The organism is Novosphingobium sp. MMS21-SN21R (assembly GCF_031846015.1).
Taxonomy (GTDB): Bacteria; Pseudomonadota; Alphaproteobacteria; order Sphingomonadales; family Sphingomonadaceae; genus Novosphingobium.
Genome location: NZ_JAVRDU010000001.1, coordinates 1 through 12,566 on the forward strand (window position 1 = coordinate 1; position 12,566 = coordinate 12,566).

Annotated in this window: 14 protein-coding genes, 1 tRNA gene and 1 pseudogene; 5 read left to right on the top strand and 11 right to left on the bottom strand. The window is 63.6% G+C overall.

From position 1 onward, the window contains the following. Positions 1 to 120 precede the first annotated feature (120 nt). From RM192_RS00005 to RM192_RS00020, 4 genes are all read right to left on the bottom strand, one after another. Positions 121 to 417 (bottom strand): hypothetical protein, encoded by a 297-nt coding sequence (locus RM192_RS00005; RefSeq protein ID WP_311505440.1) that lies wholly within the window; start codon positions 415 to 417, stop codon positions 121 to 123. Further along, positions 414 to 683 carry a glycosyltransferase gene (locus RM192_RS00010; RefSeq protein ID WP_311505441.1) on the bottom strand — a complete coding sequence of 90 codons (270 nt, stop codon included), beginning with the start codon at positions 681 to 683 and terminating at the stop codon, positions 414 to 416. Before RM192_RS00010 ends, RM192_RS00005 begins: the two co-directional genes overlap by 4 nt. Positions 684 to 776: 93 nt before the next feature. Further along, entirely contained in the window at positions 777 to 1,148 is a 372-nt protein-coding gene (locus tag RM192_RS00015; protein ID WP_311505442.1) for a UDP binding domain-containing protein, read from the bottom strand. Further along, on the bottom strand, positions 1,132 to 2,028 hold the full coding sequence (locus RM192_RS00020; RefSeq protein ID WP_311505444.1) for a nucleotide sugar dehydrogenase: 897 nt from the start codon (positions 2,026 to 2,028) through the stop codon (positions 1,132 to 1,134). Before RM192_RS00020 ends, RM192_RS00015 begins: the two co-directional genes overlap by 17 nt. A gap of 207 nt (positions 2,029 to 2,235) precedes the next feature. Between RM192_RS00020 and RM192_RS00025 the strand changes: the two genes are divergently transcribed. Next, positions 2,236 to 3,156: a PDZ domain-containing protein gene (locus RM192_RS00025; protein ID WP_311505445.1), complete on the top strand. Its 921-nt coding sequence runs from the start codon at positions 2,236 to 2,238 to the stop codon at positions 3,154 to 3,156. A gap of 26 nt (positions 3,157 to 3,182) precedes the next feature. Here the strand turns inward: RM192_RS00025 and RM192_RS00030 are convergent, their stop codons facing one another. After that, complete coding sequence (locus RM192_RS00030) at positions 3,183 to 4,586, bottom strand: sugar transferase (protein ID WP_311505446.1); 1,404 nt, start codon at positions 4,584 to 4,586, stop codon at positions 3,183 to 3,185. A 191-nt stretch (positions 4,587 to 4,777) separates the two neighbouring features. Next, positions 4,778 to 5,161 carry a hypothetical protein gene (locus RM192_RS00035; RefSeq protein ID WP_311505447.1) on the bottom strand — a complete coding sequence of 128 codons (384 nt, stop codon included), beginning with the start codon at positions 5,159 to 5,161 and terminating at the stop codon, positions 4,778 to 4,780. Between the two features lie 138 nt (positions 5,162 to 5,299). On the opposite strand from RM192_RS00035, the pseudogene RM192_RS00040 reads away from it, so the two are divergent. Next, positions 5,300 to 5,776: pseudogene (locus tag RM192_RS00040) on the top strand (DDE-type integrase/transposase/recombinase); the annotation flags it as partial. Positions 5,777 to 5,958: 182 nt separating this feature from the next. Here the strand turns inward: RM192_RS00040 and RM192_RS00045 are convergent. Then, a complete protein-coding gene (locus RM192_RS00045; protein ID WP_311505448.1) occupies positions 5,959 to 6,930 on the bottom strand; it encodes a bile acid:sodium symporter family protein in 972 nt (323 codons plus the stop codon). A gap of 143 nt (positions 6,931 to 7,073) precedes the next feature. After that, positions 7,074 to 7,150: transfer RNA gene (locus RM192_RS00050), tRNA-Arg, on the bottom strand. Positions 7,151 to 7,295: 145 nt separating this feature from the next. Between RM192_RS00050 and RM192_RS00055 the strand changes: the two genes are divergently transcribed. After that, positions 7,296 to 7,724 carry a hypothetical protein gene (locus RM192_RS00055; protein ID WP_311505449.1) on the top strand — a complete coding sequence of 143 codons (429 nt, stop codon included), beginning with the start codon at positions 7,296 to 7,298 and terminating at the stop codon, positions 7,722 to 7,724. On the opposite strand, the gene RM192_RS00060 is transcribed toward RM192_RS00055, so the two are convergent. After that, entirely contained in the window at positions 7,721 to 8,218 is a 498-nt protein-coding gene (locus RM192_RS00060) for an MmcB family DNA repair protein (protein WP_311505450.1), read from the bottom strand. The two genes, RM192_RS00055 and RM192_RS00060, sit on opposite strands and share 4 nt — an antisense overlap. Before the next feature lie 38 nt (positions 8,219 to 8,256). Beyond that, positions 8,257 to 8,832, bottom strand: a complete 576-nt coding sequence (locus RM192_RS00065; RefSeq protein WP_311505452.1) for a TMEM165/GDT1 family protein — start codon at positions 8,830 to 8,832, stop codon at positions 8,257 to 8,259. A 304-nt stretch (positions 8,833 to 9,136) separates the two neighbouring features. Here RM192_RS00065 and RM192_RS00070 point away from each other — a divergent pair, with 304 nt between their 5' ends. Next, positions 9,137 to 10,483: an alginate export family protein gene (locus RM192_RS00070; protein WP_311505453.1), complete on the top strand. Its 1,347-nt coding sequence runs from the start codon at positions 9,137 to 9,139 to the stop codon at positions 10,481 to 10,483. Here RM192_RS00070 and RM192_RS00075 read toward each other — a convergent pair. Continuing rightward, positions 10,456 to 10,659: a DUF1289 domain-containing protein gene (locus tag RM192_RS00075; protein ID WP_311505454.1), complete on the bottom strand. Its 204-nt coding sequence runs from the start codon at positions 10,657 to 10,659 to the stop codon at positions 10,456 to 10,458. The two genes, RM192_RS00070 and RM192_RS00075, sit on opposite strands and share 28 nt — an antisense overlap. Before the next feature lie 345 nt (positions 10,660 to 11,004). On the opposite strand from RM192_RS00075, the gene RM192_RS00080 reads away from it, so the two are divergent. Continuing rightward, complete coding sequence (locus RM192_RS00080) at positions 11,005 to 12,561, top strand: DEAD/DEAH box helicase (RefSeq protein WP_311505456.1); 1,557 nt, start codon at positions 11,005 to 11,007, stop codon at positions 12,559 to 12,561. Positions 12,562 to 12,566 lie beyond the last annotated feature (5 nt).

Below are 12,566 nucleotides of genomic sequence, written 5' to 3' on the forward strand. Positions count from 1 at the left end.
GGACGATATGCTCGACCGAATCGATCAGCAGATCAATCCCTTCCTGATCGCCCATCACGCCGACATAGCCGACAAGATAGCGCCGACCGTTCTTCCAGCTTTCGACCGGGGGCACGCGCTTCAGACGGCTGAGGTCCGGCCCCGAGCGCACGACGAAACCTTGTCCGGATCCATGCCGCCGCGTTCGATCGCGATCTTGCGGTAGGACTGGTTGGTCGCCATCGAGACGTCTGCGGCCTTGAACGTCAGCTTCTCGAACAGCACCATCAGCTTCCAGAAGAAGCCGCGCTTGTCGAACTTGGCTTCGTATAACTCGGGATTGATGTCGTGGTGGTCGAAAATGTACTTCACGCCCAGCAGCTTGAACGGCAGCGCCACCAGAAAGATCAGGTCAGGCGGATTGCAGCCCTGGATCACGTCGATCCCGCGCGTGAAGTAGATCTTCCATGCCAGAACCGTTTCCCAGAACAGCGCCGCGCCATATTCCAGCAGGAAGCCCGCGCTCCGCTTGCCTCAATCGGCAGTGGGTGGCGGTGGATGTCGATCCCGTCGATGACCTCGAAGCGCTTTTCGTAGCCCTTGCCCGTCGGGCAGATGATCGAAACCAGTGCGCCCGCCGCCTTGAGCGTCCGCGCCTCCTGCCACACCCGCCGGTCGAACGGCAAAGGCAGGTTTTCGACCACGATCAGGACTTTCTTGCCTGCCAGCGGAGAGCCGGGAATTTCCGTCGGAACTCAAAGTCCCCGGCTGCAACCGGCATGGTCATGCAATAGCGCTCACGTCGACGATGCGGGCGGCGCCAAGGTCAGGTCTTTGATCAGTCTGTTAGTCGATACCACGACGGCATAGTCGCGGGTTTCGGCAGTCGCCTTGTCGACCAGCAATCCGTCGATCGAAGGCAGGATCGCATAAGCGTAGCCAAGGTTCTGCCCGACGAGACTCTCAGGTTTCAGCTGCGGATCGTAGATGTCGAGCGCGTATCCGGCATCGAGCAGCTTGCGCGCCATGTCCACCGCCGGGCTTTCACGCAAGTCGTCGGTGTCGGCCTTGAATGCCAGCCCGACCAGCAGGACCCGTCCGCCGGGCGCGACGCCCTTGGTCACGTGAAGAAACTGGTGATGCTTGTGCGCGTCATTGCTGCGCAGCAATGAGTCGAACAGATGCGTCTGCGATCCGGTATCGGCCGCAATATGCTGCAGGGCCGCGCACGTCCTTGGGCAGACATGATCCACCGAACGGTCCGCCGGGACGGGTGTAATAAGGCGAGATATTGAGCTTGGTGTCGGAAACGAAGATCTGGTGGACCTGCCGCGCAGAAATGCCGATGTTCTGGCATACCCGGCCAACCTCGTTAGCGAACGCTACCTTGACGGCGTGCCAGGTGTTGTCGACGAACTTGGTGATCTCGGCTTCGCGAATGCCGACATGGAAGATCGGTGCCTCAATCCCCTCGTGCAGCGCAACCATCTTTTCCGATGGCGTGCCGTCAATCGTGCCAAGCACGATCTTGGGCGGGTTGAAGTAATCGTCGATCGCCGTGGCTTCGCGCAAAAATTCGGGATTGTAGACCAACTCGACCAAGTCGTCCGAGCGCTCGCCCAGCAGCGAACGGAAGATCGGCTGGATCATCTGCTCGGTCGTTCCGGGCCGCATGGTAGAACGATAGACAACGGTCAGCGGTCCCTTGCGGTCGGGCTTGATCGAGGCGGCGATGGCCCGCGTCACCTGGACGATGTAGCTCATGTTGTGGGCGCCATCGACGCCGCTTGGCGTGCCGACGCAGACAATCGCGATATCGCAATCGTCCAGCTTGTCGCCGATTTCGGTGACGGCTTCGAGCCTCCCTTCCGCGCGGGCCTTGCTGATCAGATCGTCCAATCCCGGCTCATAGACCGGTGACTTGCCGGAATTGAGGGTCTCCACCTTGGCGGGACTTACGTCGATTCCGAGAACTTCATGCCCCTGACTTGCAATACACCCTGCTGCGGTGCAACCCACGTAGCCGAGGCCGAGAATGGCAATCTTCAAATGTATTCTCCTGACGCGAAATCATGCCGCCTGGAATCAGGGGGCTCGACAAGGAAATTGAACCAGTCAAATCAGGTGCTTGCAGTTCCGTGCTGAATGGCTGCGGGAAAATCCGAAATGAACTGAAGTTGGTCTAGCAACTCGGCGATTATGGTGCAATGCAATATGATTATTAACAATGGCGCAAATGCGTGCGGTGAAACGCACATGGCCGGACCCACGCGTTTCGCATTCGGGCTTGTCGCGGCCTTGGCATGTATCTCCGGAGGCAACTCTGCCACGGGTCAGCAGGCCATGCTTGAATGGCCAGCGCGATTGCGAGCTGACCTGGCGCGGGTCGCTGCGCTCGAATGGCGGTTGCGCGAGGCTGCCGGGAACAGCTGCCCGGCCCAAATTTCCGACGCTGGCCTCGCCATCGATGATCGCCGTGCTTACGCGCGGCGCGATTGGCCGCTGCTCCAGTCCGCCGTGGGCCTGAGTGAATTGCCGGTCGTGGTGGGCGTGGCAACAGGCGGGCCGGCCGAGCAGGCGGGTGTGCGCGCGGGCGACGAACTGGTCTCGATCGGCAGCGACCCGGTCGGGGCCATCGTTACGCGGCGCGGCGCGAGTGCACTTGCAGCAGACGCCTTGCTCGACGAAATCGGTGCCGTTCAGGCTGGCAGTGTCGTGGCGGTTGAAATTCGCAGGGGCGGCGTGTTGATGACGCTGCCACTCAAGCCTGTGCAGCACTGCGCGATCCGGCTGGTGTTGTTCACCGATCGCGGCGTCGAAGCGCACAGCGACACGCGCAACGTCGCGATCTCGACGGGGATGCTGGCCTTTGCCCGGACCGATGATGAGCTCGCTCTCGCTGCGGGGCACGAATTCGCGCACGTCATCAACGGAGACCGTCGCGGCGGCGGCATCGCAAAGCGCCGCAACATGGAAGATGCCGCTGACGAACACGGCCTCAGACTTATGGGATGTGCCGGCTATGACCAGGCAAGTGGTCTGACCCTGTTCGAGCGTCTTGGCGCCAACGACTGGCTGGGATTTCTGCGCGCGCCCACCCACAGGTCGTGGAAAGATCGCATTGCACGATTGCGCGTCTTGCCCGCAGCAGGACCATGTCCAGTGGCAAAGGGCTGACGTCAAGCGGGCGGAGAACAAAGCGCTCAGAACGCCCGGTCGTGAACCAGCACGCGCACAGTGTTTATGATGATGTTGAGATCGCGCCAGATCGTCCAGCCATCGAGGTATTCGAGGTCGGCCTGAAGGCGGTTGGCAAGGTCGGTTTCGGTGTCGGTAGCACCGCGCAGGCCGCGTACTTGGGCAAGGCCGGTAAGGCCCGGCTTGAGAGAATGCCGCAGCCAATAGCGGTGGTCGACTTCCCAGAACAACTTGTCGCCCGCGAGTGATCCGATGGCATGGGGCCGGGGGCCGACGATCGACATCTCTCCGCGCAACACGTTGAACAGTTGAGGCAGTTCGTCGATGCTTGTGCCGCGGATGAAGCGACCAATGCGCGTGATACGGTCGTCGTCCTTGCTGGCTGAGCGCGCGCCTGCCGAATCCAGCTTCTCGACTCGCATCGAGCGGAACTTGAAGATCGGGAAGAACCGGTTGCCTCGTCCCGTGCGCTTCTGCACGAACAGTACCGGACCGCCGTCCTGCAGCTTGATCGCCAGCGCGACGATTGCCAGCAGTGGCGCCAGTGCAAGCACGGCGCTCCCCGCCAATCCGAAATCGAGCGCGCGCTTCAGCGCGCGCGACCGCAGTCCCAGCGGGCCGCTGGCCACGATCAAGGCGCCGAAATCACGCTCGCGTCTGGCGCCGATCACGCCGAGATTGCTCACTTCCGGGTCGATGATCTCACCGGAAACATTGGCGCTCTTGAACACCAGCGCCCACGCGCCGCGTCGATCCGACGGGCAACTGACCATGACCCGGTCCATGTTCATCATGTAGAGGCCGAGGCGGTCCATCATGTGCGGATCGGAAAGGTCGGGCGCGAGGTGATGTTCACGCGCATCGATATGATAGGCGTGCGGAATTCGCAGCGCAGCGCCGCCATCATCGATCAGCAACACATTGATGCCGACCGCGCCACAGCGCCCCTGGATGACCGGGCGCATCATCGAGCGTATCCAGATCAGCAGCAGCATGGCCATGACCAGCCCAAGCATCGCGGAAACACGCGAGAAATTGTCTGTGCTCTTGGTGGCAAAACCGACGAACAGAAGCGCGCTTTCCGCACCGATCAGCGACAGGGCCGATCGCGCTCGCGCAAAGGTCGGCCGACGCAGTGCCTGAAGAGAATAGGCCTTGGTGCTGAGCGCGATGGTCCAGTAGATCGGGACCAGAACCTGGCCGTGCAGCAGCGACGACTCTTCCAGGAAGCGCCCCAGGTACAACCAGCTGGCAGTGCACAACCCGCCCATAATCGCAGCGCCGTCCAGCAGCAACAGCATGATGTAGATCTGCAGCCTGCGCTGTTCGAGCGGAGGGGCCAGCGGCAGCGTTATCCTGCGCCGGTCCTGCGATTGCCGCATCTCGCCAGTGGGTACGTGCTTGGTCATCACGCGTTTCGCCTAGAATTGCCCAAAATGCCCCCGTTCAACCTGAGCATATGGTCCGAATTTCCGAATCCGGCGCGACCGCCCTCAATTATTTTGCACTGCGGGAAAATACCTACCGTTTTGGTGATAGCAAGCAGAATGCTGTCCCGGAGTGAGATTCCGCACTCGAAACGGCGGATACCCGCCACGCTTTATCGCGCTGCAGCGCGTGCGATTTCCGCAAGACCTTGAGCCAGCACCAATTCTCCGTTGCGATTGTCGGAAATTAGTGTGCGGTGCAGCATAGTTAACCTTTCGGTAAGCCTGACCAGTCGCGGGCCACGCCAACGCCGCAGTTGTTGCGTAAGATCTGCCCGATCGCGGAAAAACACGCGCTTGGCAGAAGTTTCCTGTTCCATGAATGCGTTGACGTCACCGCGGTCACCCATGCGCGCCGCCAATTGCACAAGCTGGGCGGCCCGCCGTTCGAACGCGAGGACCAGTCCCACGGGGCTCAAACCCATTTCGCGCATGCGAGCAAGCTCGCCTGAAAGCTTGCGCACATCGCCGCCCAGAACGGCGTTGACCACCGGCATCAGGCATGTTTCGCGTTTTTCGTTTCTCCGATGCCCCCTAAAGCATCACCACTGGAAAACGGCAACGCGCCCTTTGGTGGTTGGCGGAAACGCTCACGATCAGACGATCCATCCACCGAGGAGTTGGTAAGCGCGTATGCATTACCCTCTAAGCTGCGCGAGCTGGCCAACCAGCGTCGCCGGTTCGGCTATCGCCGTCTGCACATTCTGCTGCGCCGGGAGGGCGTGATGATCAACCGCAAGAAGACCCAACGTATCTACCAGGAGGAAGGGCTGGCAGTCAGGCGGCGGCGCAGTCGCAGGAGGGCCGTGGGGACCAGAGCGTCTGCTCCGGTGCTGGCGCTGCTGAACCAGCGCTGGAGCCTGGACTTCGTTCACGACCAGATGGCCTCCGGTCGCCGATTCCGCGTGCTCAACGTGGTCGATGACGTAACCAGGGAGTGCCTGGCAGCGGTGCCCGACACCTCGATCTCAGGCCGTCGTGTCGTGCGCGAGTTGACCGAGCTGATCGCACAACGCGGCAAGCCGGGGATGATAGTCAGCGACAACGGCACGGAGCTCACCAGCAATGCCGTGCTGGCATGGTGCGGGGAGATCGGTGTGGAGTGGCATTACCCTTGCCTTCGGGCGCGGGCGGTATCGCAGCGAATTTCGCCTGGTTTATATTGAATAGTGTGTCGTCCGCGCCAAGCCGCTACGAGCGGGGTTCGAATCCCTTCGCCCGCTCCAGTTTCGACGCTTTTTCAGCACAGATTTGCCAGCGCAATGCTTCCCTTCGGGGAACCTTATCAGTGGCGCTATTCGTCAGCTTCTTCCGCCCGACCAGCCAGCTTCGGCGCGATGAGCGCGCAGGCGATAAGCTGCAGTTGGTGGAACACCATCACCGGCAACAGTATGATGCCCACTTGCGCCGCCGGGAACAGCACGCCTGCCATCGGCACCCCCGACGCAAGGCTCTTTTTCGAGCCGCAGAACAGCAGGACCACCGCGTCCTCACGCGATAGGCCCATCATGCGGCCCAGCGCCCAAGTCAGGCCCATGATGATCGCCAGCAAGACGAGGCACAGCGCCGCCAGCACCAGCAAGCTGCCGGGCGCGATGCGCTGCCACAGACCTTCAACCACGGCGGCGCCGAACGCCGAATAGACCACCAGCAGTATCGTGCTCCGGTCCACGCGCCCCAGCCACGCCTTGTTGCGTGTCACGAAGCCGCCGATCCATGGCCGCAGCAGATGTCCGGTGACGAATGGCAGCAACAGTTGCAGCACGATCGTCTCGGCCGAGGTCCATGAAAAGCCGCCGGTCGATCCGCCCATCAGCAATGCGACCAGCGCGGGCGTCAGAAAAATGCCGAGGAGATTGGAGAAGGACGCGGCGCAGACCGCCGCCGCGACATTGCCGCGCGCAATCGCGGTGAACGCGATCGAGGATTGCACCGTCGAAGGCAGCAGCGTCAGGAAGAGCAGGCCCGCCGCAAACTCCGGCGGCAGGAACGGGATCGCGCCGAACCCTGCGCCCAGCAGCGGAAACAGCGCAAAGGTTACCGCCAGCGTTGCCAGATGCAGCCGCCAGTTGCGCGCGCCGGCGACAATCGCTTCACGCGAAAGCTTGGCCCCATGGAGGAAGAACAGCAGCACGATCCCGGCATCGGCCACCCGGTCCACCACCGGCACCCATGCCCCGCGCGCGGGCAGCAGGCTTGCCAGTATGACAGTGCCGATCAACGCCAGCACAAAGGGATCAAGCAGACGGAACACGCGCCTTATCATGCTGGACCTCCCGATGAGCGGGTGCGGGCGGAGCGACAGGAGAGCAGCGACATCATCGCACGGCTCATCGCCGGAATCCCGCGCGCTGCCAAGTGTGCCGTGACGCTTTGGCGACCTGCCAGTTTCAAGTCTTGTGAGAAAGCTGGTGCACCCGACAGGATTCGAACCTGTGACCCCTGCCTTCGGAGGGCAGTACTCTATCCAGCTGAGCTACGGGTGCCTGAGCCGGAGAGGCACCTAGCAGCGCCGGTGCGGCCTTGCCAGCGATTTTGTGGGGTCCTGTGCGGGCGCAATCCTTCGGCCTGCGTCCCGCTGACGGGTCGCTTAGCAATTTGGTAGGCGGCTTGCGGCTAGAGAATCGACTCATGCAACCGCCTCTTTCTGCTGGCCGCGATTCGCCGCTCATGCCGCCGCCCTCGACCAAACCCGGTGCAGGCCGTGCGGAGTTTGGCCATGCCTCGGGCAATGCGTTGTCGATGACGTGGTCTGCGCTGCAGGACGCGGCGAACGTGGTTTGCCAGCTGGCAGGCCTGCAGCCCGAGATGCGCAAACCCGAAGTGCGCAATTTCCCTGCAATCATGCGCGATACCGGCGGCTGGCGCTATGACCTGGCCAAGCAGGGCGTTGATGATCTGACGGCGTTCATGGAGCCGGGCATTGCGGCGTTACTCGCCGTTTCGGCGCGTGGGCAATCGCCGGTGCCCGCTGCGCTTGCGCTTTGGCAAGAGTTCGTCACGGCGCGCGCATCACTGCTGGCGCTGATCCCTCCGCTGGGCATCAAGCGCCGCGCTTAAGCCCCATTGCCCCAGGTAGCGCAGTGCGGATCGATTCCCACCAGTTGTCGCCGCAATGATGCGCGGGCTAGCCGCTCTACCTCGGCCTTGCGCCGCGCCGCAGCCAGAGGAATCGTCGGTGCGGGGCGCAGGATTTCGGCGTCATAACCATCGGCCACGATCACCCCGCAGGCATGGGGCAGGAAATCCTCGGTTTCCAGCACAGCGCGGTCAAGATGCGGGGCGAGGCCCCAGTAGAACCGGTCGCAATGATCGAGATAATCGGTCCACTTGCCATCGCCCAGAAGGTCGGCGCGGCTGACCTTGATTTCCACGATCACGACCTGACCCTTGGCATCGATCCCCATCAGATCGGCCCGGCGGTTCGACCGCAGCGGCATTTCAGGCAGACACCAGATATCGTTGCGCGCGAACAAGCGGCAGATCCCGCGCGCGACGGCGCGGGACTCCCGTTCAACGGCGGCTTCGATCACGGCTTGTGCTGATTCGCTCATCCCACCTGGATAAGAACAAATACCGAACAGGTAAAGCCTTACCAGATGCCCAGCGTCTGGATGAACAGCCAGACGCCTGTCGCCACCAGCAACGCGGCGGCAATCATGCGGACGACGTCGAGCGGCACCCGTTTGATCAGTTCCTGCCCGAGGAAAACGGCAGGCACGTTGGCGATCATCATGCCCAGCGTGGTGCCCATGGTGACCGCAACCGTATCGTGGAACCGCGCGCCAAGGGCAATCGTGGCAATCTGGGTCTTGTCGCCCATCTCGACGATGAAGAACGCGACGAGCGTGGTCAGGAACGGGCCGTAGCGCGAGGGCTTGGGTGCATCATCATCGTCGAGTTTGTCGGGCACCAGCGTCCACAGGCCCATGGCGACAAAGCCGACCGCGACGGCAAAACGGAACCACATGCCGTCGAGGAAGGACGCGGCAGTCGCGCCCAGAAGGGCGGCGAGGAAGTGGTTGGCAACCGTTGCGGCGAAGATGCCCAGGACGATCGGCAGCGGCTTCTTGAATCGCGTCGCCAGCACGATGGCAAGCAGCTGCGTCTTGTCGCCGATTTCAGCGAGCGCGACGATGGCCGTGGAGGTGGTCAGGGCTTCGAGCATGGGCATATTTTCCGGGGCCGGACGGGAAACAGGCCAACGACGGCAAGCCCTCCCGCCCGGCCCGGACGAAAAGCTGCCGTCATTGGTCTCACCCGGCGGGTTACGAACCCCGCCTCCTGCGCCATGGCCTCTCGGCCAAGTATGTTGACGCGCCATCGTTAGATGGATGGGACCGCTGCCGAGCGGTGGCTACTCCCCAAGTGACGTGGCCCCGCGTTAGACAGGTATGGCCAATGCTGCAAGTGCGGGCTAGGCAAGCCCGCGTGCGTCACCCGACGACGGGAGCGCGAGGGAGGCGAAAGAGTTGATCACGCGCGCTGCCGTTGCGGCTTTCGCCATGGGTATGACGGCGAACGCCGCCAAAGCCGCAGAGCCTGCGCCCGGTCCGTTCACCATCGCCGCCTCGGCACGCCTTCGCACCGAATCGATCGCAGGCCAGTTTCGCCCGAATGCCGCAGCGGACGACACGATGATCTCGCTGCGCACGGCGGTCGAGGCCGAGTACGACGCCGGACGGGTGCGCTTTGCAGCCGAGGTGATCGACGCGCGGGCATGGGGGCAGGACAAGGCCTCGTCGGCAAACGCGAACGAGATCAACGCGCTCGAACTTGTCCAGGCGAACGTGAAAGTCGAACTGGGCGGCAAGCGCAGCGGCGGGCACGGCCTGCTCACGCTCGGGCGCTTCACGCTCGACCTTGGCGGGCGCAGGCTGGTTTCGCGCCAGCGCTTTCGCAGCACCACCAACGCCTTTACCGGTGCCCATCTCGGCTGGACCGCAAGCGGCGGGCAGAAGATCGACTTGCTCTGGACGATGCCGCACATCCGCCTGCCCGAGGACGCCGCCGGCATTCGCGCCGACCGCGTCGCATGGGATCAGGAAAGCACCGACCTGATGTTCTTCGGCGCGCAGGCGACCCTGCCCCGGTTGCTGGGCGGTGTAGTCCAGCCCTATGCCTATGGCCTGGTTGAACGCGACAGCCCGGACCGTCTCACCCGCAACCGCCGCCTTGGCACGGTCGGCGCACGCCTGTTCCGCGCGCCTGCCGCGGGCAAATGGGACCACGACGCCGAAGCTGCCTATCAGTTCGGCAAGATTCGGAGGACGACAGCCAGTATCGACACCGCCGATCTCGACGTCTCGGCATGGTTCGTCCATGCAGAACTGGGCCGAACCATCGCGGGCCCGTGGAAACCGCGACTTGTCGCCATGTTCGATGCCGCGAGCGGCGATGGCGGCAAGGCGGGCAAATTCAGCCGCTTCGATACTCTCTATGGCGCGCGCCGGTTCGAATTCGGGCCGAATGGCCTTTACGGCCCGTTCAGCCGGGCGAATATCGTTTCGCCCTCGTTGCGCCTCGAAGTTGCTCCGTCGAAGCGCACCGACGCGTTCATAGCCTTGCGCAGCGCCTGGGCGCAGAACCCGCGCGACAGCTTTGGGTCCACTGGGGTCCGCGATGCGAGCGGGGCTTCGGGCCGACTGGCGGGGCATCAGGTCGAGGCACGGCTGCGCCACTGGATCGTGCCCGGACGGCTGCAGATCGACACCGGCGGGGCCGTCCTGATCAAGCGCGGCTTGCTGCGCGATGCGCCAAATGCGCCTGCCACCGGCAATGCACGCTATGGCTATGTGGATCTGCTGCTGACGCTTTGACGCTGCGCGACGCGCGCAAGGATAGCGTGCTTTTGCGCCGTGCTGGCACTCGGCCAAGCCGCAATTTCATCGAGCGTGCGCGCACAGCCCAGACAGATCGCGCTCGCCGAATCGATCGTGCAGATGCGGTTGCAGGGACTTGTCGGCTCGATCTCATCCACTCCATTGCGGCTCACACCATGACTGCGCGTGCGCCCTCTTACCCCCGCCTGCGAGGCAGGCAAGCCGCCTTCCCGCGAAATTCCTTGCGTTTATCGAGCCTCGAGCCTATGTGCGCCGCAGCAAGACCGGCGGCGGAGCAACTTACGGGTTGATGGCGCTGCAATCCGGGTGCTGGCGTGAGATTTGGCATTCAGTGCGCAAATCCTGCCCCGGACGAACGGTTCTTTGCCCCGCCCGCTTCCCCTTTCACGCATGGGTCGCACGATCGACCCCGCGCGTCTCCTGATTCCAGGTTGGTGCGCACAGCGAACCAAACCCGCATGTCGGCCTTCGCCAGACGTGCCTATGAAAGCATCCTCATGTCATTTTTCTCTGATCTCGGCCTTGCCGAACCCATTCTGCGCGCGCTCGAAGCCAAGGGCTATTCGGACCCGACGCCAATCCAGCAGCAGGCGATCCCCGCCCTGCTCGAAGGCCGCGACCTGCTCGGCATCGCGCAGACCGGCACCGGCAAGACCGCCGCGTTCGCGCTGCCTTCGCTGCACCGCCTTGCCGCCAATCCGATCGAGCGCAAGCCCGCCTCGTGCCGTATGCTGATCCTTTCGCCGACGCGCGAACTGGCCGCCCAGATTGCCGACAACATCGAAGGTTACGCCAAGTACCTGCGCATTTCGGTGGCTTGCGTGTTCGGCGGCGTTCCCGTCGGCAAGCAGGCGCGCCGTCTGGTTCCAGGCATCGACATCCTTGTCGCCACGCCGGGCCGCCTGCTCGACCTGATCGACCAGCGCGCGCTGACGCTCAGCCGCACCGAAATCTTCGTGCTCGACGAAGCCGACCAGATGATGGACCTCGGCTTCATCCATGCGCTCAAGCGCGTGGCCAACCTGCTGCCCAAGACGCGCCAGAGCCTGTTCTTCTCGGCGACGATGCCCAAGGCCATTGAAGACCTCGGCAAGCAGTTCATCGTCAACCCGGTGCGCGTCGAAGTTGCTCCCAACTCGACCACCGCCGAGCGCGTCGAGCAGTACGTCACTTTCGTCAATCAGGCCGAAAAGCAGGCGCTGCTGACGCTGCGCATCCGCAACCTGCTGGCGTCCAAGGAACTCGACCGGGCACTGGTGTTCACCCGCACCAAGCACGGCGCCGACCGCGTCGTCCGCCACCTGACCTCGGCCGGGATCGAAGCGCGCGCCATTCACGGCAACAAGAGCCAGGCCCAGCGCACGGCTGCGCTTGAAGCGTTCCGCCAAGGTTCGTGCCCGGTACTGGTCGCAACCGACATCGCCGCGCGCGGCATCGACGTTTCGGGCGTGAGCCACGTGTTCAACTTCGAACTGCCCAACGTGCCTGAACAATACGTCCACCGCATCGGTCGCACCGCGCGTGCCGGCGCTGACGGCATTGCGATGAGCTTCTGCGCGCCGGACGAAAAGCCCTACCTCAAGGACATCGAGCGTCTGACCCGCCTGAAGGTCGACACCATGCCGCTGCCCGAGAACTTCATGGCCGAGGCCGCCAAGCTTCCCGCTCCCAGCCGCAAGCCGGAAGAGCAGGAACGCGACGCTCGTCACGACGCCCGCGCCCAGCGCGGCAATGGTGGGCGCGGCGGCAGCGGTGATGGTCGCGGCGGTCAGGATCGCGGCGGTCAGGGCCGTGGTGGACAAGGTCGCGGCGGCCCAAGCCACGGTGGCCGCGCGCAAGGCCGCGATGGTCGTCCGCGCGATGCCAGCCCGCATCAGGTGAGCGAACGTCCCGATCGCCGCGATGGCGAGCGCGGTCCGGTCCGCAATCCGGTGACCGGTGACGCCGCTCGTGCACCCGGTGGCGAGCGCGACGACAACAAGCCGCGCACGTTCCGCCCGCGCGGCGCTCCCGGCGTCGGCGCGCACAAGAACAAGGTCCGCCGCGTCGTCTGATCGGT

Bases quoted from the DNA above. Each gene is read 5' to 3' on its own strand.
- RM192_RS00025 (WP_311505445.1), top strand. From the start codon at position 2,236: ATGGCCGGACCCACGCGTTTCGCATTCGGGCTTGTCGCGGCCTTGGCA.
- RM192_RS00030 (WP_311505446.1), bottom strand. From the start codon at position 4,586: ATGACCAAGCACGTACCCACTGGCGAGATGCGGCAATCGCAGGACCGG.
- RM192_RS00035 (WP_311505447.1), bottom strand. From the start codon at position 5,161: ATGCCGGTGGTCAACGCCGTTCTGGGCGGCGATGTGCGCAAGCTTTCA.
- RM192_RS00045 (WP_311505448.1), bottom strand. From the start codon at position 6,930: ATGATAAGGCGCGTGTTCCGTCTGCTTGATCCCTTTGTGCTGGCGTTG.
- RM192_RS00055 (WP_311505449.1), top strand. From the start codon at position 7,296: ATGCAACCGCCTCTTTCTGCTGGCCGCGATTCGCCGCTCATGCCGCCG.
- RM192_RS00060 (WP_311505450.1), bottom strand. From the start codon at position 8,218: ATGAGCGAATCAGCACAAGCCGTGATCGAAGCCGCCGTTGAACGGGAG.
- RM192_RS00065 (WP_311505452.1), bottom strand. From the start codon at position 8,832: ATGCTCGAAGCCCTGACCACCTCCACGGCCATCGTCGCGCTCGCTGAA.
- RM192_RS00080 (WP_311505456.1), top strand. From the start codon at position 11,005: ATGTCATTTTTCTCTGATCTCGGCCTTGCCGAACCCATTCTGCGCGCG.